Origin of the sequence: Vibrio sp. J2-4 (assembly GCF_021728155.1) — a bacterium.
GTDB classification, from domain to species: Bacteria; Pseudomonadota; Gammaproteobacteria; order Enterobacterales; family Vibrionaceae; genus Vibrio; species Vibrio diabolicus.
Genome location: NZ_JAKKCN010000003.1, coordinates 200,921 through 222,369, shown reverse-complemented (window position 1 = coordinate 222,369; position 21,449 = coordinate 200,921). Strand labels below are relative to the sequence as shown.

19 protein-coding genes are annotated in these 21,449 nt (G+C 46.4%); 18 read left to right on the top strand and 1 reads right to left on the bottom strand.

Annotated elements, in window-relative coordinates; translation table 11 throughout:
* Positions 1-26: 26 nt before the first annotated feature.
* The 12 genes from L3V32_RS11200 (at position 27) to L3V32_RS11145 (ending at position 13,016) form a co-directional block, all read left to right on the top strand.
* On the top strand, positions 27-812 hold the full coding sequence (locus L3V32_RS11200; RefSeq protein ID WP_145472032.1) for an enoyl-CoA hydratase: 786 nt from the start codon (positions 27-29) through the stop codon (positions 810-812).
* A gap of 8 nt (positions 813-820) precedes the next feature.
* Positions 821-1,969, top strand: a complete 1,149-nt coding sequence (locus tag L3V32_RS11195) for an enoyl-CoA hydratase/isomerase family protein (protein WP_237284299.1) — start codon at positions 821-823, stop codon at positions 1,967-1,969.
* Positions 1,970-1,971: 2 nt separating this feature from the next.
* Positions 1,972-2,877 carry a 3-hydroxyisobutyrate dehydrogenase gene (gene mmsB, locus L3V32_RS11190; protein ID WP_237284298.1) on the top strand — a complete coding sequence of 302 codons (906 nt, stop codon included), beginning with the start codon at positions 1,972-1,974 and terminating at the stop codon, positions 2,875-2,877.
* 110 nt (positions 2,878-2,987) lie between these two features.
* Complete coding sequence (locus L3V32_RS11185) at positions 2,988-3,746, top strand: SDR family oxidoreductase (RefSeq protein WP_065646176.1); 759 nt, start codon at positions 2,988-2,990, stop codon at positions 3,744-3,746.
* A 791-nt stretch (positions 3,747-4,537) separates the two neighbouring features.
* A complete protein-coding gene (gene cyoA, locus L3V32_RS11180) occupies positions 4,538-5,419 on the top strand; it encodes a ubiquinol oxidase subunit II (protein ID WP_005388604.1) in 882 nt (293 codons plus the stop codon).
* Positions 5,420-5,424: 5 nt separating this feature from the next.
* Positions 5,425-7,461, top strand: coding sequence for a cytochrome o ubiquinol oxidase subunit I (gene cyoB / locus L3V32_RS11175; RefSeq protein ID WP_237284297.1), 2,037 nt, complete (start codon positions 5,425-5,427; stop codon positions 7,459-7,461).
* On the top strand, positions 7,451-8,053 hold the full coding sequence (gene cyoC / locus L3V32_RS11170) for a cytochrome o ubiquinol oxidase subunit III (protein WP_005375782.1): 603 nt from the start codon (positions 7,451-7,453) through the stop codon (positions 8,051-8,053). Before cyoB ends, cyoC begins: the two co-directional genes overlap by 11 nt.
* Positions 8,053-8,364, top strand: a complete 312-nt coding sequence (gene cyoD, locus L3V32_RS11165) for a cytochrome o ubiquinol oxidase subunit IV (RefSeq protein ID WP_167415969.1) — start codon at positions 8,053-8,055, stop codon at positions 8,362-8,364. The genes cyoC and cyoD overlap by 1 nt, the downstream gene beginning before the upstream one ends.
* Complete coding sequence (gene cyoE / locus L3V32_RS11160; RefSeq protein ID WP_031780178.1) at positions 8,325-9,245, top strand: heme o synthase; 921 nt, start codon at positions 8,325-8,327, stop codon at positions 9,243-9,245. The genes cyoD and cyoE overlap by 40 nt, the downstream gene beginning before the upstream one ends.
* Positions 9,246-9,368: 123 nt before the next feature.
* The gene (locus tag L3V32_RS11155) at positions 9,369-9,782 is read left to right on the top strand and encodes a hypothetical protein (RefSeq protein ID WP_237284296.1); all 414 of its coding nucleotides are present in this window, start codon (positions 9,369-9,371) and stop codon (positions 9,780-9,782) included.
* A gap of 217 nt (positions 9,783-9,999) precedes the next feature.
* Positions 10,000-11,103 carry an NADH:flavin oxidoreductase gene (locus L3V32_RS11150; protein WP_237284295.1) on the top strand — a complete coding sequence of 368 codons (1,104 nt, stop codon included), beginning with the start codon at positions 10,000-10,002 and terminating at the stop codon, positions 11,101-11,103.
* Between the two features lie 527 nt (positions 11,104-11,630).
* Positions 11,631-13,016: an FAD-binding oxidoreductase gene (locus tag L3V32_RS11145; RefSeq protein ID WP_237284294.1), complete on the top strand. Its 1,386-nt coding sequence runs from the start codon at positions 11,631-11,633 to the stop codon at positions 13,014-13,016.
* A gap of 105 nt (positions 13,017-13,121) precedes the next feature.
* Here L3V32_RS11145 and L3V32_RS11140 read toward each other — a convergent pair whose 3' ends face one another.
* Positions 13,122-14,012 carry a LysR family transcriptional regulator gene (locus tag L3V32_RS11140; protein WP_237284293.1) on the bottom strand — a complete coding sequence of 297 codons (891 nt, stop codon included), beginning with the start codon at positions 14,010-14,012 and terminating at the stop codon, positions 13,122-13,124.
* Between the two features lie 155 nt (positions 14,013-14,167).
* Between L3V32_RS11140 and L3V32_RS11135 the strand changes: the two genes are divergently transcribed.
* The 6 genes from L3V32_RS11135 (at position 14,168) to L3V32_RS11110 (ending at position 21,435) form a co-directional block, all read left to right on the top strand.
* The gene (locus L3V32_RS11135) at positions 14,168-14,566 is read left to right on the top strand and encodes a RidA family protein (protein ID WP_005375789.1); all 399 of its coding nucleotides are present in this window, start codon (positions 14,168-14,170) and stop codon (positions 14,564-14,566) included.
* A gap of 72 nt (positions 14,567-14,638) precedes the next feature.
* Positions 14,639-16,099, top strand: coding sequence for an aldehyde dehydrogenase family protein (locus L3V32_RS11130; protein WP_237284292.1), 1,461 nt, complete (start codon positions 14,639-14,641; stop codon positions 16,097-16,099).
* Between the two features lie 69 nt (positions 16,100-16,168).
* Positions 16,169-17,158, top strand: coding sequence for a membrane dipeptidase (locus L3V32_RS11125; protein ID WP_237284291.1), 990 nt, complete (start codon positions 16,169-16,171; stop codon positions 17,156-17,158).
* A gap of 109 nt (positions 17,159-17,267) precedes the next feature.
* Entirely contained in the window at positions 17,268-18,869 is a 1,602-nt protein-coding gene (locus L3V32_RS11120; protein ID WP_006742452.1) for a BCCT family transporter, read from the top strand.
* Between the two features lie 101 nt (positions 18,870-18,970).
* Positions 18,971-20,707: a hypothetical protein gene (locus tag L3V32_RS11115; RefSeq protein WP_237284290.1), complete on the top strand. Its 1,737-nt coding sequence runs from the start codon at positions 18,971-18,973 to the stop codon at positions 20,705-20,707.
* The gene (locus L3V32_RS11110) at positions 20,704-21,435 is read left to right on the top strand and encodes a DUF3726 domain-containing protein (RefSeq protein WP_237284289.1); all 732 of its coding nucleotides are present in this window, start codon (positions 20,704-20,706) and stop codon (positions 21,433-21,435) included. The genes L3V32_RS11115 and L3V32_RS11110 overlap by 4 nt, the downstream gene beginning before the upstream one ends.
* Positions 21,436-21,449 lie beyond the last annotated feature (14 nt).

Sequence of the window (21,449 nt, the reverse complement as noted above, 5' to 3'; positions counted from 1 at the left end):
TTTGCTCATTGAGAAAGGATTCAGATATGCCATTAACCCAAGAAGCCATTCAACATACGATCACTAATCATGTTGCGGTGGTGACAATGAACAACCCGCCAGCCAATACGTGGACAGCAGAGAGCCTCAAGGTACTGAAGTCGCTGATACTCACACTTAACAATGATAAGCAGGTCTACGCACTGGTTTTAACTGGCAGTGGAGAAAAGTTTTTCTCTGCTGGTGCGGATCTCAAGCTATTTTCTGATGGTGACAAAGCGGTTGCGTTAGACATGGCGCGATGCTTTGGTGAAGCTTTTGAAACGCTCTCGGAATTCCGTGGTGTTTCCATTGCCGCCATTAATGGTTACGCCATGGGCGGAGGTTTAGAAGTGGCATTAGCTTGTGATATTCGAGTAGTTGAAGAGCAAGCGGTACTTGCTTTACCTGAAGCCAAAGTCGGACTTTTGCCCTGCGCTGGCGGTACCCAAAACCTCACAGCGTTAGTAGGGGAAGGCTGGGCAAAGCGTATCATTTTATGTGGAGAGCAAGTCAGCGCTGACAAAGCAAAAGAACTAGGCTTGGTTGAGGAGTTGGTTCCCAAAGGCGAAGCTTTAAGTAAAGCGTTGGAGCTTGCTGAATCTGTTGCGAACCAGTCGCCATCTTCTGTCGCTGCGTGTAAGGCGCTCATTCAAAATATGCGCTCTGCGCCACTTAAGCACGGCTTAATGAAAGAGCGAGAGTTGTTTCTGAATCTTTTTGATACGGAAGATCAAGTTGAGGGTGTTCGCGCCTTTTTAGAAAAACGCCCACCGCAATGGAAAAACCGATAGGAGGCCACATGGCAGGGATGGTAACCATCAGTGAAATAGAGTGCTTAGATGGCGTGCACCGCATTGGTATCGCAACGTTAGACAACACCGCTTCATTGAATGCATTGACGTATGACATGTTAGTCCAACTCAACGATCAGCTTATCAAGTGGCAAGACGATCCGCATGTGACTTGTGTGGTACTCACTGGCGCTGGAGAAAAAGCATTCTGCGCTGGTGGCGATGTTCGAGCTATGTATCACGTCATGCATAACGAGAGTAAAGAAAAAATCGTAGAGTTCTGTACGGACTATTTCTCGTTGGAGTATGAGTGTGACTATCTCATTCACACTTACAACAAGCCCATTATCGGTTGGGGAGAAGGTATTGTCATGGGGGGTGGGATGGGGCTTTTTATGGGAACCAGCCATAAAGTTGTGACAACAACATCACGCCTTGCTATGCCAGAAATCAATATCGGACTGTATCCTGATGTGGGAGGTACGTGGTTTTTAAGCCAGATAGACCCGCAAGTGGGTTTATTCCTCGGATTGACAGGTTCAATGGTGAATTCAAGTGACGCTGTCACTATTGGTTTGGCCGATTGGTTACTGTTGGAAGAGCAGTATCCCACCTTACTGGATGAGCTAAAGCGGCTCCAGTGGGGCAAAGAAGATGCGAAAGAGTTGGTAACTGCGCTACTACAATTAATGGAAGAACAGGTTATTGATAGCAAACCAACCACGCAAATTTGTCCATACTTAGATCAGATAGAGGAAGCGTGCAAAGGCTTTGATCTTAATGCGATAGCACAGCGAGTCATAGCTATCGAAGGGAACAGTCAGTGGATAGAAAACGCGAAACAAACGTTCGCCGCGGGCAGTCCGATCACCGCGCATATTTGCTTCAGACAAGTGAAAGAATACCACAGCTTACCACTTGCAGATTGCTTCCGCTTGGAGCTGAGTTTATCGGTTCGCAGCGCCTTATTAGGTGAGTTTAAAGAGGGCGTCCGTTCTCGGCTTATTGACCGGGATGGCGAACCTAACTGGATGTTTAACAGTGTCAGTGAAGTCGATGAAGATGTCATCGATACCTTGTTTACCTCACTTTGGCCGGATGACGAACATCCGCTTGCTGATTTGGGTGAACAAACACTAGGTCAAGAAGGAGAATGATCATGAGTACCATCGCATTTATCGGTTTAGGAAGAATGGGGCATCCGATGGCGCAAAACTTATTAGCGTCTGGATTTAACGTGCAAGTATTTGATGTCGATAGCGAAGCGGCAAAGCAACTTGCACCTTTTGGTGCGGTGGTGGCGAGCTCTATTGAGGAAGTCGTGGATGGTGCAAGCACAGTCATCACGATGCTACCAGCAGGTTCTCACGTTCGTTCCGTGTATCTTGGTGACTTACACGGCGGCGTAGGTGTCCTCAATCTTGTCTCGCCAAGTACCTTGATGATTGATTGTTCAACCATTGATCCGGACTCTGCGCGATTAGTCGCCAATGAAGCGGCAAATAAACGCGTGCTGTTTGTCGACGCGCCCGTTTCGGGTGGCGTTGCCGGCGCTAAAGCGGCGACATTAACCTTTATTGTTGGTGGCTCGGATGAAGCGTTTTCTAAAGCCAATGCCATTTTGCAGTACATGGGTAAAAATGTTTTCCATGCCGGTAAAGCGGGCGATGGTCAAATGGCGAAAATCTGTAATAACCTGATGCTCGGCATTTTAATGTCTGGTACGTGCGAGGCGATAAATCTAGGTATCGATCATGGGCTCGATCCCAAAGTGTTATCAAACATCATGCTGCAAAGCTCCGGCCGAAATTGGGCATTGGAGCTTTACAATCCTTGCCCAGGAGTGATGGACAGTGCACCAGCCAGCAACGATTACCAACCGGGCTTTATGAGCAAACTCATGTTGAAAGATCTCGGTTTGGGGTTAGATGCGGCGTTACAAACACACTCTTCGGTTCCGATGGGCTCACTGGCGCGTAATTTATATTCTTTCCACAACGCGAGCGGCCACGGCGAGCTCGACTTCTCAAGCTTGTTTGAGTTTTACAAGAGTAAGAAGGGCTAGACTGAGTTTTGCTACAAAGCCGTCTGAAATGGTGAAGTAAAACTCATCATTTCGGACCACCTAAACAGGCTTGAAATAGGGAACATTATTAGCGAAGGAGTGCAGTAACTATGGATATTAAAAATAGTGTCATTGCCATTACAGGTGCAGGGCAGGGACTTGGGCAAATGATGGCAATTACGCTTGCTCAAGCCGGAGCAGATTTAGCGTTATTAGATGTAAACGCTAGCGGCTTAATGGAAACACAAGAGCAGTGCCGAATGCTGAGTGCGAAAGCTTTGACTTATCAAGTGGATGTAACGAGCGAAATCGACGTTGAAACCACGTTTGACGCGGTTATCCAAGATTTTGGCCAACTCAATGGACTAGTCAATAACGCTGGCGTGCTAAGAGATGGGTTACTTGTAAAATCAAAAGACGGCGTGATCAGTAAGATGTCTTTGGATCAATTCAATTTGGTCATGAACGTCAACGTTACGGGGACATTTTTGTGTGGGCGTGAAGCTGCCGTCAAGATGATTGAGAGCGGTTCACAAGGCGTTATCATCAATATTTCTAGTGTCGCGAGAGCAGGGAATATCGGTCAAACCAATTATTCTGCATCTAAAGCGGCGGTCGCAACCATGGCAACAACGTGGGCCCGTGAGTTAGCAAGATACGGTATCCGCGCGGCGGCGATTGCACCAGGTGTGGTACATACCGCGATGGCAGAGCAAATGAAACCAGAAGCCATAGAACGGCTAGAAAAGATGATCCCAATTGGAAGGATGGGTGAAACAAGTGAAATCGCACATGCAGTAAAATACATTCTTGAGAGTGATTACTTTACTGGCAGAGTTTTAGAAGTGGATGGAGGCATTCGTATGTAAAGCCCTAGGGTTAGGCCCACAGACCGGAATGACAAGCTTCTTTTCCTTTCAACATTTCCTATTTTTCCGAGAGCCAGTTCTGGGCAACGTAAGTGTGTTTATTACTCATGTTTGGATTCGCCCTGCGAATGGTTTGCCAAAAGTAAATAATGAGAAGTAAATACCACTCAAATACTAAGTGAAATCATTAGTTTGACATTGATCACAATTTTCCACTTTTAATTTCCCCTTCGTAATCAAGCTATCTATGTAAATGCAGTTGATAGTCAGTCTCATCAAAATGAATTTGCAACTGTCTGTTTCAAAAGACATTAACTGTGAAGCACGTGAAATTCGTGTTGAGGTTAATCTCCTATTTTAAGTGTGTGGGTTTCATTAATGGAAGGTTAGTTTCCAGTTGTGGCTAATGAGCTTTAACTTTTTACTCCTCATAATGCGCCAAATGTAACATTGTGTTTCAAAGTGTAACAATAAACTCACACTAATAGTGTGGTTTTGATCTCCACTCAATTCCGTTTTGTTTCGCTCTGATCCCGACGTTACTCATGCTCAACACATAAACATTCTAATGACTATAACAACTGGTTCTTAGCTTGATACCAATCGTAGCAAGTAATTGTTCATTCTAGCGGGTTAAGATGCTTGATAACGGCGCTGAAAAATTTGTGAGTAGAATAACTACTTATCAAAATTTTTGCCTTTTTATCAAACATGTCCCCAGCGCTGTTTCTGAGCTCTTATTTACTGTGATTGGCATTTGTTTTGAAACCAGACAACCATCGAGAAAGTTAATGGAAGCCTCAAGATATAAACGCATCTTGTCGAGGGGAAGTTTGGCGTCCGTCATACTTATGCTCTCAGGATGTAATTCAGCTTTACTTGACCCCAAAGGTGCCATTGGTGTGCAGGAAAAAGAGCTAATTATTACTGCTCTTTTGCTGATGTTGATCGTTGTAATCCCTGTGATTTTAATGACGATTTACTTCGCTTACCGATACCGCGCCTCTAACACTGAAGAAGAGTACGCTCCCGAGTGGTCACACTCGACCAAAATCGAAGTGGTGGTATGGACAATTCCAATCATCATCATTGCGATTCTTGCGACGATCACATGGCGTTCGACTCATGAACTAGAGCCCTCCAAACCATTGGAAAGTGATGTTAAACCAATGACGATCGAAGTGGTGTCACTCGATTGGAAATGGTTGTTCATCTATCCAGAAGAAAACATTGCGACGGTGAACTATGTGGCGTTCCCGAAAGACGTGCCAGTGCAGTTCAAACTGACTTCGGACAACATCATGAACGCGTTTTTCATCCCTCGCTTAGGTACACAGATCTACGCGATGCCAGGCATGGTAACCAAGCTCAACCTGATAGCGAACCACGAAGGTGACTACAAGGGTTTTGCATCGAACTACAGCGGCGAAGGCTTTTCGCAAATGAAGTTCACAGCTTCAGCAATGTCTGATCGTGCTGCGTTCCTAAATTGGGTGCAGAAAGTGAAGGCGAGCCCTGATCGTATTGAAGATTGGGAGCAATACAGCTCACTGGCAGCGCCAAGTATCGCAGAGCCAGTCACTTTGTTCTCTAGCGTTCCTCCGTTCTTGTTCACCGACGTTGTGACTCAGCATCCTGGTTCAATGAACTGTTTGCCTGAAAACCAAGGATAATCGTAATGTTTGGAAGATTAACTCTTGATTCAGTTCCATTCCACGAACCTATTATCGTCATCACCTTAGCGGTTGTGGCGCTGGTTGGTTTAGCCGTAGTTTACGCGGTAACTAAAGCCGGAAAGTGGCAATATTTGTGGAATGAATGGTTTACTTCAGTAGACCATAAAAAACTTGGCTTCATGTACATCGCAGTAGCGATGGTGATGCTTGTTCGTGGTTTTGCTGACGCAGTCATGATGCGTAGTCAGCAACTCCTTTCTTCTGCGGGTGAAGCAGGTTACTTACCACCGCATCACTACGATCAAATTTTTACTGCCCATGGCGTGATCATGATCTTCTTCGTAGCGATGCCATTGGTCATTGGTCTGATGAACATCATCGTGCCATTGCAGATTGGTGCGCGTGACGTAGCTTTCCCGTATCTGAATAACTTGAGCTTCTGGCTGTTTGTTGTAGGTGTCATCCTAACAAACATGTCTCTCGGCTTAGGTGAATTTGGTCGCACCGGCTGGCTAGCGTATCCGCCGCTTTCAGGTATTGAGGCCAGCCCAGGAGTCGGGGTCGACTATTGGATTTGGGCACTGCAGATATCAGGGGTTGGTACGACGTTAACAGGCGTGAACTTCTTCGCGACCATTTTGCGTATGCGTACACCGTCTATGCCAATGATGAAGATGCCAGTTTTCACTTGGGCGTCTCTGTGTGCAAACATTTTGATCATCATTTCATTCCCAATCCTAACGGTGACTATCGCTCTGCTAACGCTGGATAGATACCTAGGCATGCACTTCTTTACCAATGATCTTGGCGGCAACGTAATGATGTACGTCAACCTGATTTGGGCTTGGGGCCACCCAGAAGTGTACATTTTGATCTTGCCAATTTTTGGTGTGTTCTCAGAAGTCACCGCAACCTTTTCACGTAAAAAGTTGTTCGGTTACACATCGCTAGTTTGGGCTACCGTAGTTATCACGGTTCTTGCGTTTGTCGTTTGGCTACACCACTTCTTTACGATGGGGTCTGGCGCGAACGTAAATGCCTTCTTTGGTATTGCCACGATGATCATTTCTATCCCAACAGGGGTGAAGATCTTCAACTGGCTATTCACCATGTACAAAGGCCGCATCCGCTTTACGACGCCAATGATGTGGACGGTGGGCTTCCTGATCACCTTTACTGTTGGTGGTATGACAGGCGTACTAATGGCTGTTCCGGGCGCAGATTTCGTTCTGCATAACTCAGTATTCCTGATTGCTCACTTCCACAACGTTATCATCGGTGGTGTGGTCTTTGGGTGTTTCGCTGCGATCACTTACTGGTTCCCGAAAGCGACAGGTTTCACCATGAATGAAACTTGGGGCAAACGTGCGTTCTATCTTTGGATTATTGGTTTCTTAATGGCGTTCCTACCGCTTTACGCATTGGGCTTTATGGGTATGACTCGTCGTTTAAGCCAAGACATCAACCCTGAATACTTCCCACTGTTGTCGATTGCCGCAGCAGGTACGGTTGTGATAGCGCTGGGCGTATTGTCTCAGTTCATCCAAATTTACGTGAGTATCCGTGACCGCGAGCAAAACCGTGACCTAACTGGTGATCCGTGGGGTGGTCGTACTCTTGAGTGGGCAACATCGTCTCCACCGCCATTCTACAACTTTGCACACCTACCAAAAGGTGATGTGCTGGATGCCTTCTGGTACCAGAAACAAAGTGGCGAGTTCGATCCAACTAAAGAAGTGGAATACGAACGTATTCATATGCCCAAAAACACGGCAACAGGCATCTACGTGTCGGCTTGGTCGCTCCTATTTGGCTTCGGCATGATTTGGTACATCTGGTGGCTAGCGGCGGCAAGTTTGGTCGGTATTATCGTGACGTGTATTCAGCATAGCTACAACGATGACGTGGATTACTACGTGGAAGTTGAAGAGATCAAAGCAATTGAGGCCGAGCGTCGAGCTCAGCTTGAAGAAGCGAAGAAAAACTCAGTGAAAGACAGCGAAAGTAAAGATGATCTGGAGGTGACGTATGCAAACTAATATCGCAGCACATCACGACCATGATCACCACCATGACACGAATGGCAACAAGCTATTTGGTTTCTGGGTTTACCTGATGAGTGATTGCGTGCTGTTTGCGACCTTGTTCGCGACATACGCTGTACTGTCGAGCAATTCAATTGCGGGCCCAACAGGTAAAGACATTTTCGAACTCCCATTCGTGTTTGTCGAAACCATGCTGCTGCTGTTTAGCAGTATCACATTTGGTTTTGGCATTATCGCGATGAAGCGCAACAACGTTGCTGGTCTCAAACGTTGGATGTTAGTAACGTTCGCACTTGGTCTTGGTTTTATCTGTATGGAGGTCTATGAGTTCCATCACCTGATTGAAGAAGGCTATGGTCCACAAACAAGTGCATTCCTATCGGCATTCTTTACGTTGGTTGGTACGCACGGCCTGCACGTAACCTTTGGTCTGATTTGGTTAGCGGTAGCGTATCACCAACTGTCGACGAAAGGTCTGAACGACAATATGGCAATGCGCTTTAACTGCTTAAGCCTATTTTGGCACTTTCTAGATATCGTTTGGATTTGTGTCTTTACCATCGTTTACTTACTGGGGGTAATGTAATGGATCAACATGTAGAAACCAGTGCGTCAGATTACGTGAAAGGCTTCATTGTCTCACTGATTCTGACGGTAATTCCGTTCTACTTTGTTTGGACGAAATCATTACCAGATACAACAACCTATGCGATTCTATTTGGATGTGCATTAGTGCAGATATTTGTTCACTTCAAATACTTCTTGCACATGGAAACAAAAACATCCGACGGACGTTGGAACCTTGTATCACTGATGTTTACCGCCATTGTTGTACTTATCCTTATCGCTGGCTCGGTATGGATCATCTACAACATGAACGTCAACATGAAGTTGTAGGCCAAGGTATGCTGAAAAGTTATTTGTCTATCACCAAACCGGGCATTATTTTCGGCAACCTGATTTCTGTTGCGGCGGGGTTCTTCCTCGCCGCAAAAACAGAACCAGCCAGTCTAATGTTGTTCGTTACGACGTTAGTTGGGGTTGGGTTAGTCATCGCTTCAGGTTGTGTGGTGAATAATATTTTTGATCGTGATATCGACCAAAAGATGGCACGTACACGAAATCGTGAAACAGTGAAAGGCAACATCAATATCGATATTGCGTTTGTTTATGCACTTGCTTTATTGCTGGTAGGCACCGCACTGTTATTTATCCGAGTGAACCCACTATCCGCTGTCGTCGTGTTGCTTGGCTACGTGTATTACGTGTTCTTTTACACGATGTGGTACAAACGTAACTCGGTGTATGGAACCTTAGTGGGAAGTATTTCAGGCGCAGTCCCGCCATTGGTGGGTTACTTGGCGGTAACAAACTTCATTAGCTTGGAAGCGATTTTACTCTTTACCATGTTCTGTCTCTGGCAAATGCCTCACTCGTATGCCATTGCCATGTTCCGGATGCAAGACTACCGAGAAGCCGGGATTCCCGTATTACCAGTTAAAGAGGGCATTCATAAAGCGCATCGACACATGAAAGCGTATGTCGTGGCGTTTGGGGCCGTATCGTTGGGGTTATTTTTACTTGGTGAAGCCGGGTATGAATACTTAGCGGTTGCAGCGGTCGTTTGCTTTATGTGGACGAAAGTGACCTTTCGCAGCATTGATGACAGCAACTACATCGCTTGGTCAAAGTCGGTGTTTAAAGTCTCACTGCTAGTGGTGATGGGGATCAGTGGTGTACTAGGATTAGAGCTTATTCCGTTGCCGTTTATTTATTGAGTTTGAAATTCTTTAATATCACTTCCATGTAGCTCCCATTCTGAGAGCTACATGCTTTGCTAGACTCGAATTCATGCCTAAAAGAGATAATATGATTATCCCTTTTAACTATGGTCGTGGTTCATGTTCCGTCGTTTTACTCTTCTTCCAATTGTTGCAATTTCTTCATGCGTATTAGCCCAAGTTCCGTCCTCGGTTAGCTCCGTGGAAACTTATCGCGTTGGAGATACTCTTGTTAGGCTTATTATCCACAACATGGAGGTTAATCCAGTGATTGAAGTCGATACAATTAATCGTTCAGATTATGAAATAAATGATGTATTTCGAGTTTCCTCCATTTCTCTAGATAATGAAAAACTGGATTTCAACCAGAGTGCTGGCGTTTTTGTAGAAGAGTATGGAGAGCGTGATAATAAAGTATTTTTCGTTCTTGATTACTTTTACCTACATGGGGGAGGAAGCGTTCTTGTGGATTGTGAAGTCTCATTCGAAAAAGAGAAGATCTTACCCCCAGAATGTAGAGTGAAGGTTAACTGAGAAATCGGCAGAGTTGCTTTGCTTAAAAGCTTATCTCACTAAACCTTAATCCAGATTAAAGTTTTGTCACCCACGAGGCATTAAGGTGCGCCTGTAGTTTGCAGGTCTCACGGGTTCAGAGAAGGAACAGCCATACGTTGTGTATCGCTGTTCCTTTTTTGTTCTTGGTTACTTGGGAAAAGATAGAACCATAAAGACAACATTAAGAGGACTGGTTTTGAGCATTTTGTTTTCCGAAGCCCGCATTGGCAACATGACCCTAAAGAACCGTTTTGTGCGCAGCGCAACGTGGGAGAACATGGCGACCGAAGATGGCCACATGACGGCAAAGCTTTACGATATTTACGAAACGCTTGCGAAAGGGGAAGTTGGGCTTATTGTCACGGGTTATGCCAATATCGTGGAAGAAGAGAAACCCAACGCTGGGATGATGGGGATCTACAACGACTCTTTTATTGAAGAATACAAAAAGCTAACAGAGCTAGTACATCAACACGATTCTAAAATCGTGATGCAAATTGCTTACGGTGGCACCAAAACCACCTACAACGTCGGTGAGCGTGTCATCTTCGCTCCGAGTGACGTGCCTGAGCGTGGCACGAATACGCAAGGCAAAGCGATGACAAAAGACGAAATCGACTACATCGTAAAGGCATTTGCATTGGCGAGTAAACGTGCTCAAGACGCTGGTTTTGACGGCGTAGAGATTCATGCGGCGCACACTTATTTAATTAACCAGTTTTTAAGCCCGTACTATAATCGTCGCGAAGACGAATACGGTGGTGGCTTAGAAAATCGCATGCGTTTCCTTTTAGAAATTTTTTCTGAAACCAGAAAGCTGGTTGGGAATACTTTCCCAATCCTTGTGAAGCTTACCGCGACAGAATTCTTTGACGGCGGTTTAACGTTCGATGAAACTCGCGTCGTTTGTAAGAAACTCGAAGAAGTGGGCGTTGATGCGATCATCGTGTCTGGCAATATTCACGGCAAAGCAAACGAGCTTGTTGGTGAAACGTTCGATGGTTACACACTACAAGAAGAAGGCTATTTTCACGAATATGGACATGTGATCAGTCAAGATGTGAGCATCCCGGTGATTACTGTCGGCGGATTGAGTGACATTGGTGCGATTGAGAAAATTGCAGAAAACACAGATATCCAATTTTTCGCTGTGTCACGTCCTTTATTGGCTGAGCCTCAGTTAATAAAGCGCTGGAAAGAGGGTAATCGAGCGCCAGTGGATTGCGAGCGCTGCTCAAAATGCCGAACCAAACGTGGTAACTTTTGCGTGGTGTATAAGAACCGAAATCGTCGTAAATAACTCACCTTAAGTGGCGGTATATCATTGATAAATAGCGCAATAGTCTTCTAAAACACTAAGAAGGCTATTCAATTTAATTCAATATCACTGCCTCTAACGGCTATTCACTATTCGCAGTCCGAAATATTTTTATAATCCTATTTAATTGATAAATAAAGGTAATATAATTAATTATTAAAAATATTAATTATAAGACAAAGTTTCATATCTGAAACTAAATTGCATTCTAAACTTACAATGAACTTATTAATAATTAGGTGCGAGTGTCACACAGGGTAAAGAATACAGAAGGTGTTTTGAGGTGCGGTATCATTGCGATAACTATCTGATTTTTATAACTGTGTTTCAGCTTTATCGAACCCAAGAGAGTAAGGGAATTTGTGACCCTACGGTATAGTTAATGTGGGGCCTTGTTTATTTTCTGAAAATAGCTACTCAAACGTCACGTTTAATTGTGAGGGACTTGTATTAGCTTGTCGTTGCATTGTGCTTTGCAAGCCTCATGTAAAACGTGAGAGGCAACTAATATGAATAGTCTAGAAAATGCAACCATTGAACACTTTAAAAATCAATTTCAGGGTGATGTTGTTTTGCCCGGAGATCCTACGTACGACGAAGTTCGTCAAATCTGGAATGGTATGATAGATCGCAGTCCCGGTGTTATCGCTCGCTGCAAGTCTGCCGATGATGTCGTGATGGCGGTTAACTTTGCTCGGGATAACAATCAGCTACTTTCGGTCCGAGGTGGCGGGCATAATATTGCGGGCAATGCGGTTTGCGATCATGGTGTGATGATCGACTTGTCACTTTTGAATCATGTTCAAGTGGATGAAAGCGAAAGAAGGGCTTTCGTTGAACCTGGCTGTACGTTGGCTGATGTCGATGAGGCCACACAAAAATATGGATTAGCAACGCCTGTCGGCATTAATTCAACCACGGGAATTGCGGGGTTAACGCTTGGCGGTGGTTTTGGTTGGTTGAGCCGAAAATATGGTATGACGATAGACAATTTGGTCTCTGCAAATGTCGTAACTGCAGATGGTCGTCAACTGCTCGCGAATGAGACAGAAAATGCCGATTTATTCTGGGCGTTACGTGGGGGCGGCGGTAACTTTGGTATCGTTACGCGTTTTGAATTCCAGCTACATCCTGTCGGTCCAGAGGTGTTAAGTGGTCTCATTGTCTTTCCATTTGAGCAAGCGAAATCCATTATCACCCAGTTTGCGAAATTCACTGAGTCGGCCCCTGATGATCTAAGTGTCTGGATGGTGAGTCGGAGAGCGCCGCCACTCCCATTTTTACCTGAAAGCGTTCACGGTAAAGAAGTGGTTGTGCTCGCGATATGTTATGCGGGTGACCCGGCTGAAGGTGAGAAGTTAATTGCACCGTTGAGAGAGTTTGGTGATGCACATGGTGAGCATGTTGGTGTACAGCCATTTGCGGCGTGGCAGCAAGCGTTTGATCCATTGCTTACTCCGGGCGCACGTAACTATTGGAAATCGCACAATTTTAACTCGCTAAGCGAAGGTGTGATTGATGCGGCGATAGAATACGCAGGTAAGTTACCATCGCCTCAGTGTGAGATTTTTATCGCCTCTCTTGGCTGCGCTGCCTCTAGACCTGAGCCCGAGTCTATGGCTTATTCCAGCCGTGATGCAAACTATGTGTTAAATGTGCATGGAAGATGGGATTTAGCAGAAGATGATGAAGCTTGCATCAGCTGGGCAAGGGAATTTTTTGCCAAGACTAAGCCCTATGCGAGTGGCGGAGCGTATATCAATTTCCTTACACAAGACGAAGCTGAACGTACAGAGTCTGCCTATGGTCCAACCTTTGCGCGTTTACAAGCAGTGAAGAAGAAGTTTGATCCAAATAACTTGTTCAGAATGAATCAGAATATCAAGCCAGAATAATTGCAATAAGAGCGTCGTCATTTCATATGACGGGAGCTGTCACTTAATATCAAATAACAGTGGCTCTAAAATCTAATGGAGCCACTGTTAGCTAAAACCTTCGAACTACGTCTCTTCATCTTGATAGTTTAGATAACGTACACACAAATCATGAAACGCTTTTGCTTGAGGCGAGATCGTGCGGTCGGTCAACGCAAAGATACCAATTTGCCTTTCAAGCGGTGGATCGATAAGCGGGATCCAAACCAAGCGTGTTTCATTGGTTGGGAAAGCAAGCTTCGGTAGGGTCGTGACACCAATCCCAAGTTCTAAGACAGAAAACAGCGAAGTGATATTCTCGACCGAATAGAGCGCTTGCTCACTCAGTGCTCTGGCTGGGGTTGGATCGAGAAGCGTACAGGTGCCGTTACGAATAAAAGGTTGTTCGAGCAAAGTTTGCCACTCGATTCCCTCTGTTTTATTGGCAATCGGGTTATCTTTTAAACACACCACGCCAATGGGGTCGGACAACAGCGGTGTAAAGTCAATGCCGCCCTCATCAAGGTGAGAGGGGTTACCGAGCGCCAAGTCGACTTCACCGGAGAGTAAGCGAGCCTCGACGCCCGCCGCGTTATCATCGATCAAGCTTACTTCTACATTTGGATACTGCTCGCAAAAGGCACCCAACACGCTCGGGATGAGTTTCGCTGCAACAGAAGGAACGCTCGCAATTCGCACTCTCCCTTGCTGTCCGGCCGCGGCAGCTTTGAGATCGTTGTCCAGCGCACTGTAGATATTGAGAAACTGAACCACCTTGGGCAAACAAATCTCACCAAAAGGCGTTAATTTGGTTTTGTTGCCGGGCTCAAACAGCGTTTGTCCTAGCATTTTCTCTAGCTCTTTTATCGACGTGGAGAGCGCAGCCTGAGATCGATTTGCACGATGTGAAGCGGCTCGAAACCCACCTTCCTCGACTACCATCACAAAATGCATTAATTGTTGAAGCTTAATACTCATCCCTAATGCCTCTTAATCCCTTTATTTACGTTATTCTCAATGAGGTGATAAGTTTTATTTATCAAATGTAAAAAATTTACCGTTAGATTTATCGCCTGTCAATGTGCATCATTTAACTATATTGAAACAAAGCTGTTACAAAGGTTGAAAGGCACGTGAATACTCCTACTAAAAAACACCCAGTTAAAACCAGTCTATTTGCTTCTAAAGCGCCGCTTGAATGGGCGATAGTCAACAACGGAACCCTGTATACGGCTCAAATTCCTATTGATGACACAGGCGCGGTTGTGGAAGGCGGCATCGAAGCACAAACACGTCAAACCTTTAACAATCTCATTCACACCCTGGAGTGTGCAGGGGAGTCTTTGGACTCTGTATTGCAGGTCCTGATTTACGTGACCGACAGAGAATACTTAAAAACCGTTAACCAAGTGTACGCGGAATATTTTGAAGCGCCGTACCCAAATCGCGCCGCCATGGTGGTTGCAGGATTAGCACGAGAAGAAATGTTGGTGGAGTTTGTCGTCTACGCGTCGGCAAGCCAACCAGAATAAATCCAACAAGAATAATTGAGATCAGTGAGTGGGTGGCTTGCCATCACAAATCGGAAGAACAAGGAAAGAACCATGACTTTTATTAACAATGTTCAAGCAGAAAAATCCCTCTACATAGCAGGTGAATGGCAATCGGGCATGGACACCATCGCCAATATTAACCCTTCTGATATCAGCGAAAACATAGGCGATTTCGCACAAGCGAGTGTGTCGCAAGTAGAGCAAGCGATTCAAGCGGCTAAATCAGCGCAGCCAGATTGGGAAAAAACACCAATCGAGCGTAAACAAGCAGTGCTGCAAGCGATTGGTGATGAGCTCATTGCACGATGTGACGAATTGGGCACCTTGCTTTCGCGTGAAGAAGGCAAGCCATTTGCTGAAGGTCGAGGTGAGATTTACCGTGCTGGCCAATTCTTCCAATATTTTGCTGCTGAGGTACTGCGTCAAATTGGCGATAACGCTGCTTCCGTCCGTCCAGGTGTCTCCGTTGAAGTTACTCGCGAAGCAGTCGGCGTTATCGCCATTATCTCTCCTTGGAACTTCCCAACAGCAACAGCGGCTTGGAAAATCGCGCCAGCACTTGCGTTTGGCAACAGTGTCGTCTGGAAGCCTGCCAACCTAACTCCAGCAAGTGCCGTTGCACTGACTGAGATTATCCATCGCCAAGGTTTACCTGCTGGCACGTTTAACCTCGTTTTGGGTAGCGGTTCGCAAGTCGGTAATACCCTTATCAATTCGAAAGACGTGAACGGCGTGAGCTTCACTGGTTCTGTGGACACAGGCCGTAAAGTAGCGGCGGCAACGGCACCAAACTTTGTGCGTTGTCAGCTAGAGATGGGCAGCAAAAACGCGCTCGTAGTGGCAGATGATGCAGACATTCAAATTGCCGTTGAAGCCACAATCGCAGGCTCATTCTCGGGTGCAGGTCAAAAATGTACCGCGTCTTCTCGTCTTGTGGTTATGGACGGAATTCACGACGCGTATGTTGAAGCGCTAATCAAACGCATGAGCGAACTTAAAGTGGGTCACGCACTGGAAGAGGGCGTATTCATGGGTCCTGTTGTTGATGGTAACCAGCTGAATGCGAACTTTGAGTGGATCGAAAACGCTCGCCAAGCGGGCGCAGAGCTGGCTTTTGGTGGCGAGCGTCTGAGCCTAGAGCATGACGGGTACTACATGTCACCAACCCTGTTCTTGAACACACAAAACAGCTGGGAAGTGAACCAAGAAGAAGTCTTTGCACCAATGGCAAGCGTGATTCGCGTTTCTGATCTGGATGAGGCAATTGCGGTCGCGAACGATACGCGCTTTGGCCTGACAGGCGGCATTATTACGCAAAGCCTGCGCAATAGCGCGATCTTCAAACAGCAAGTCCAAACGGGCTGCGTCATGGTTAACTTGCCAACTGCGGGTACAGATTATCACGTCCCATTTGGTGGCCGTAAAGAATCTAGCTTTGGTCCTCGTGAGCAAGGTCAGTACGCCAAAGAGTTCTACACCGTAGTGAAAACCGCTTATCAGCGTCCTTATTAAGATCGGCAGGGTAACTGATGGTGTCAGTTGCCCGCACGAAAAGGCTAAGAAATTGTTTAAGGAGTGGTTATGTACCAACAACGGATTGTGATTGACGGATTGCAGTACTGCAATTGGGATCGAGAGTATTTCCAAACGCTTAAGGCGAGTGGCATTACCGCCGTTCATGCCACCATCGTCTACCACGAAACTGCGCGCGAAACCTTAACGCGTTTTGCTGAATGGAACTTGCGCTTCGAGCAAAATGCGGACCTCATCATGCCTATTTATTCAATGGCAGATGTAGAAAAAGCCAAAGCAGAAGGCAAAGTCGGCATCTTCTTCGGCGCGCAGAATTGCTCACCGATTGATGATGAAATTGGTCTGATTGAAGTGATGCGCCGCCAAGGTCTGCTGATCATGCAACTGACCTACAACAACCAAAGCTTACTGGCGACAGGTTGTTACGAACAAAACGATTCCGGCGTAACTCGCTTTGGTAAACAAGCGATTGAAGAGATGAACCGAGTCGGGATGATCATTGATATGTCCCACAGCGCAGAGCGTTCAACGTTGGAAGCTATCGAGCTCTCTTCGCGTCCAATTTGTATCAGCCATGCTAACCCGACATTTGCGCATGACGCACTGCGCAACAAGTCCAACACCGTGATCAAAGCACTGACGGAGCGCGGTGGTTTGATTGGATTCAGTTTATATCCGTTCCATTTGCCAAATGGCAGCCAGTGCACGCTGGATGATTTCTGCCAGATGGTTGCGAAAACCGCAGACATGTTTGGCGTTGACCATTTAGGTATCGGTAGCGATTTGTGCTTAAACCAGCCGCAACAAGTGTTGGAGTGGATGCGCAACGGTCGTTGGTCAAAAGCGATGGATTACGGCGAAGGTTCGGCAAGTAACTCGGGATGGCCAGATGCGCTGCCATGGTTCTGCGGCAGTGCAGGGATGGAGAACATCTACAACGGATTAATGTGTCACGGATTCAGTGAATCTGAGGCAGGAAAAATATTGGGTGAAAACTGGTTTAACTTCCTCAAAGAAGGATTAGAGCCTATTTCATAGTACACCCAAAATTAGGAACCGCCTGCCTACATAACAACAATACGGCAGGCGTAAAACTCACATTTGTAGCCAGTCTTTGGCAGCTGCAAAGAACCTCTGGAGCCAGAGTATGTCTGATTTAACCAATAGCATGAAAGCTTCCACGATGAGCGTGTCATCGGGCAAGTCAAAAGCAACACACAACACATCAACAACAGAAAACACGACGGACAAATTAGGACTGAATAACCCGGCCTTTTGGTATAGCGGTGGTTTTATCGCGTTGTTCGTTGCTATTGCACTTTATGACGGCGAGTTGTTATCTACGATCGTTAACGCCGGCTTTGGCTGGGCAGTTCAGGTGTTTGGTCCTTACTGGCAGTTACTGCTGCTTCTCACTTTTCTTATTGGTCTTGGCTTGGCTGCAGGGCGAACAGGCAAGGTGATGTTGGGCGGGATTGCGAAACCAGAAATGGATTCTTTCCGCTGGATGGCGATTATTTTCTGTACCTTATTGGCTGGTGGTGGCGTTTTCTGGGCTGCGGCTGAGCCTATCGCGCATTATGTTAGCCCACCTCCTCTATACGGCGCGCAAGATAACCCGCAGCAAGGTGCGGTGAATGCGTTGTCGCAATCCTTTATGCACTGGGGCTTTTTGGCTTGGGCGATTGTCGGTAGCTTAACTTCTATCGTGGTGATGCACCTGCATTACGACAAAGGTTTGCCACTAAAACCCCGTATTTTGCTTTATCCAGTGTTGGGCGAACGAGCGCTTAAAGGCCAGCTCGGTGCATTGATTGATGCGTGCTGCATTATCGCGGTAGCCGCGGGCACCATCGGCCCAATTGGGTTTCTCGGCTTGCAGGTTAGCTATGCGTTAAATGCACTGTTTGATATTCCTGATGGCTTTACCACTCAGCTCATCATCATTTTATTTGCGATTGCGCTCTACACCTTGTCTGCGCTCAGCGGATTAAGCCGAGGCATGCAACTGCTTAGTCGTTATAACGTGATTCTGGCCATGGCATTGATGGTTTACATTCTGCTTTTTGGTCCGACGAACTTTATCTTTAACGGATACATTCAAGGCGTAGGTAGCATGCTGGATAACTTTATCCCAATGGCGACCTATCGCGGTGACGAGGGTTGGCTAAGCTGGTGGACAGTATTTTTCTGGGGCTGGTTCCTTGGTTATGGTCCGATGATGGCAATCTTTATTGCGCGTATTTCTCGTGGTCGCACTATTCGCCAAGTTATTTCAACCATCAGTATTGTGGCTCCGCTCACCACCTGTTTTTGGTTCACGATTGTAGGCGGCTCTGGCCTTGCGTTTGAAATTGCTGAGCCGGGTAGTGTGAGTGCGGCGTTTGAAGGCTTTAACTTGCCAGGTGCTTTGCTTGCGGTGACTCAGCAACTACCAATGCCAATGCTGACTTCAATTCTATTTCTGATTTTAACCACGATCTTCATCGTCACGACGGGCGACTCAATGACCTACACAATCAGTGTCGTGATCAGTGGTGAAACGGAGCCGAATGCGATCATCCGTACCTTCTGGGGCGTAATGATGGGTGTAACAGCTCTGATCCTGATTTCGCTTGGCTCTGGCGGCATCTCTGCACTGCAATCTTTCATTGTGATTACCGCGGTTCCGGTTTCGCTGATTCTGTTGCCGTCACTTTGGAATGCACCGCAAATCGCAATCAAAATGGCGAAAGAGCAAGGGCTATAACAATTATCTAATTCAAACAACGTGGAGCTTGTGCGGGTGTTTTCCTCCTGCATCCGCACAAACCCTAGTATTCTTACAATAACAAATAGGTGGTGAGCAAAATGGATGCACATCGTTCTACTTATACGGAAGCAACTATGCGCGATGCAGCGATTGTCATGGCAGCCGAAAGGCTTGGCGCAATGCACCAAAACCGAATCAGCTTTGTTCGTAGTCTGATTCGTAATATGGCAAGCCAAAATTGGCAAGTAACCAAGCATGAGTGGCAACTTTGTCCGCGTGGTTATGGTCACGTTATTTACAAATTGACCACGCTAGAGCACGTTTATCATTTGGTGGTGTTCTGTGATGAAATTGCTGATGACGAGCGTAATGACCGCGTCATTGCTGAAAAGTGGGACGTCACATTCGCACTGGTTCAAGGCGATGTTGATGTTACTTTGTTGGAAAGATTGCGAGCAAATGTACCGCTGCAAGAAGCGGGACGTAATCCAAACAACGTACTTGTTCTGGCTCGCGCAAACAAAAGCGTGCGCGTGTTTGAGCACATTGTTAGCGCTCTTTCTCAAGGCAAGCAGCCCGAGCCAAAAGAGTTGGCGGAAGTGGGGTATATCCTTCGTACCACTGCTGTGTATGGTAACGGAAAGTTTGGTATCGCCGATTTCAAACTGTTAGAGAATAACCCAGATTTCAGCCAGTCTTTTAGTGCGCAAATGTGTGCCGTATATATGTTGCGTGAATTCAGCCTGGATTGGGTGCACTACCTGGCACTTCAGCAAGGAGGCGACAACGCGGTGGCTTTGCATCGTGGCTTGCAGCGCTACCTTGGTGTCGGCAATGCGACTGGCTTGGGCATGGCTCCATACTTGATTAATCACCCGTGCATCGTTGACCAATGGATGACCTCTCGCGAACGTGCGGTAGCGCGAGTCTTTGCGATGCCGTGTGAAGCGTCGTTCCATGCTCCTTTGCAAGGATTGCTTCAAAAAGCACAGCGTCATTTAGAGCAAGTCATCACCATCAATGAACATCAAGACAGGCTCAATCATCAAGCGATAGCAGACATCAAACAACTGCTATCGGAGCTAACAACGTTAATGGCATTACATCCGAACTGGGCGAGTTTGGTCGAGCATAAGAAAACAATGAGTGTGGAAGCCCAAGAAATCCTCACCTCTTGCTTGATCGAACTCTACCCATCTTTAGTGGATGAATTTGCTAGCCAAATGAATACGGATGAAACGTTATCGATTCCGGGCGGGAAAAAGATCCAAGATTTACTTGAGGTGCTGCAAAGCAAATACCGCTGGGCGATTAATGCGGATTACTCACTAGCCGAGAACAACTACTGGTTCTGGTATCGTTCACAAGACAAAGAAGAACCAAGGCTTGGTGTTCGTGGGGAGGAAGTAGGAGAAGAAAAAGAGCTGCCGCTTGATATCGGCAGACAAGTGAATCGCTTGTACCACGCCTTGCTTGGTTGTGATGAAGAAATGTCCGTAGCAGAGTTTCTGTTGCAAAATCCGACTTACCGTTCGATCACACGTCGCGTATGGACGTTAGGCAACCGAGCAATGGGTGATATTCAAATGAACGTGCTACGCCAAGATGCACTGCCAATGCACTTATTGCGCTGTAAGTTGGCGATCTTTGGTGCGACTAAGTTTGATCCGCGCTCGGATCGTTGGGTTCGAGTAACTTTCTTCCAAGGTGCGCCGCTGTTAGATGAAATTCACGATCCTAAACTGGCGGACACATGGATTTTCCCAAGCATGCCGGAACGAGAAGAAATTGCGCAAAGTGACAATCTAAAAATCAACGGAGGATTTGCATTATGATCGTCTCTCACAACGAATTGGTGGCCGCGGTTAATAAGGCATTTCTTGGCATGCGCCGTCACTGTGGTGAGGCGGATGTCATTGCGAACATGGTGGCGGACTTGCAAATGGTTGGCTTGCACGGGGTGCGTCACTTTAATAACGCCAGCCTGTTTCTTGGGTTAGATTCGGACTGCGCTGTATCGGTGACCAACAACACGTCAGCGAGTATCGAGATGGATTTGCACAATGGCAGTGTGGCGTGCCACTTACCCGCCGTGTTGGATTTCGCACTTGAGAAAATGATCAACAGCAAGTCGATTACTATCACATTGAAACAGTGTCATAATCGGTGGCTAGGTTTTAGTGAGTTGTTGAAGCTCTCTGCAAAAGGCATTGCGTGCCGTGCACAATGGGTCAATGGCTCTAGTCCCAAGCGAACGCTTTATGTGTTAAATCGTGGACGAATCGCGCCAGAAGTCTTTTTCTCGGATCAGTTTGATGGGCATGATACGGATTTGCATAGTATGGTTATCGAACTCTCTGTGAACGATTTCGATATCGAGAAAAGCGCACAAGGATACACCATTCACATTGAAGGCAATGAGTTAAGCAACACGCAACAAGCCTCTTGGCAAAATGGTATTTTTGTCGAAGACCAAGAGTGGGAAACATTGAAACAAACCGCAACCGCATTGCTAGTGGAGAACAGTGAGCGTTCCATGCAGGGCGCTGGTGGTGTGGTTTAAGCTCTGAAGGGACA

Coding starts and splice junctions, on each gene's coding strand:
- mmsB (WP_237284298.1), top strand. CDS start 1,972: ATGAGTACCATCGCATTTATCGGTTTAGGAAGAATGGGGCATCCGATG.
- L3V32_RS11125 (WP_237284291.1), top strand. CDS start 16,169: ATGTACCAACAACGGATTGTGATTGACGGATTGCAGTACTGCAATTGG.
- L3V32_RS11155 (WP_237284296.1), top strand. CDS start 9,369: ATGTTCCGTCGTTTTACTCTTCTTCCAATTGTTGCAATTTCTTCATGC.
- cyoD (WP_167415969.1), top strand. CDS start 8,053: ATGGATCAACATGTAGAAACCAGTGCGTCAGATTACGTGAAAGGCTTC.
- L3V32_RS11200 (WP_145472032.1), top strand. CDS start 27: ATGCCATTAACCCAAGAAGCCATTCAACATACGATCACTAATCATGTT.
- L3V32_RS11120 (WP_006742452.1), top strand. CDS start 17,268: ATGTCTGATTTAACCAATAGCATGAAAGCTTCCACGATGAGCGTGTCA.
- cyoC (WP_005375782.1), top strand. CDS start 7,451: ATGCAAACTAATATCGCAGCACATCACGACCATGATCACCACCATGAC.
- L3V32_RS11195 (WP_237284299.1), top strand. CDS start 821: ATGGCAGGGATGGTAACCATCAGTGAAATAGAGTGCTTAGATGGCGTG.
- L3V32_RS11130 (WP_237284292.1), top strand. CDS start 14,639: ATGACTTTTATTAACAATGTTCAAGCAGAAAAATCCCTCTACATAGCA.
- L3V32_RS11110 (WP_237284289.1), top strand. CDS start 20,704: ATGATCGTCTCTCACAACGAATTGGTGGCCGCGGTTAATAAGGCATTT.
- L3V32_RS11185 (WP_065646176.1), top strand. CDS start 2,988: ATGGATATTAAAAATAGTGTCATTGCCATTACAGGTGCAGGGCAGGGA.
- L3V32_RS11140 (WP_237284293.1), bottom strand. CDS start 14,012: ATGAGTATTAAGCTTCAACAATTAATGCATTTTGTGATGGTAGTCGAG.
- cyoE (WP_031780178.1), top strand. CDS start 8,325: ATGGATCATCTACAACATGAACGTCAACATGAAGTTGTAGGCCAAGGT.
- L3V32_RS11115 (WP_237284290.1), top strand. CDS start 18,971: ATGGATGCACATCGTTCTACTTATACGGAAGCAACTATGCGCGATGCA.
- L3V32_RS11145 (WP_237284294.1), top strand. CDS start 11,631: ATGAATAGTCTAGAAAATGCAACCATTGAACACTTTAAAAATCAATTT.
- cyoB (WP_237284297.1), top strand. CDS start 5,425: ATGTTTGGAAGATTAACTCTTGATTCAGTTCCATTCCACGAACCTATT.
- cyoA (WP_005388604.1), top strand. CDS start 4,538: ATGGAAGCCTCAAGATATAAACGCATCTTGTCGAGGGGAAGTTTGGCG.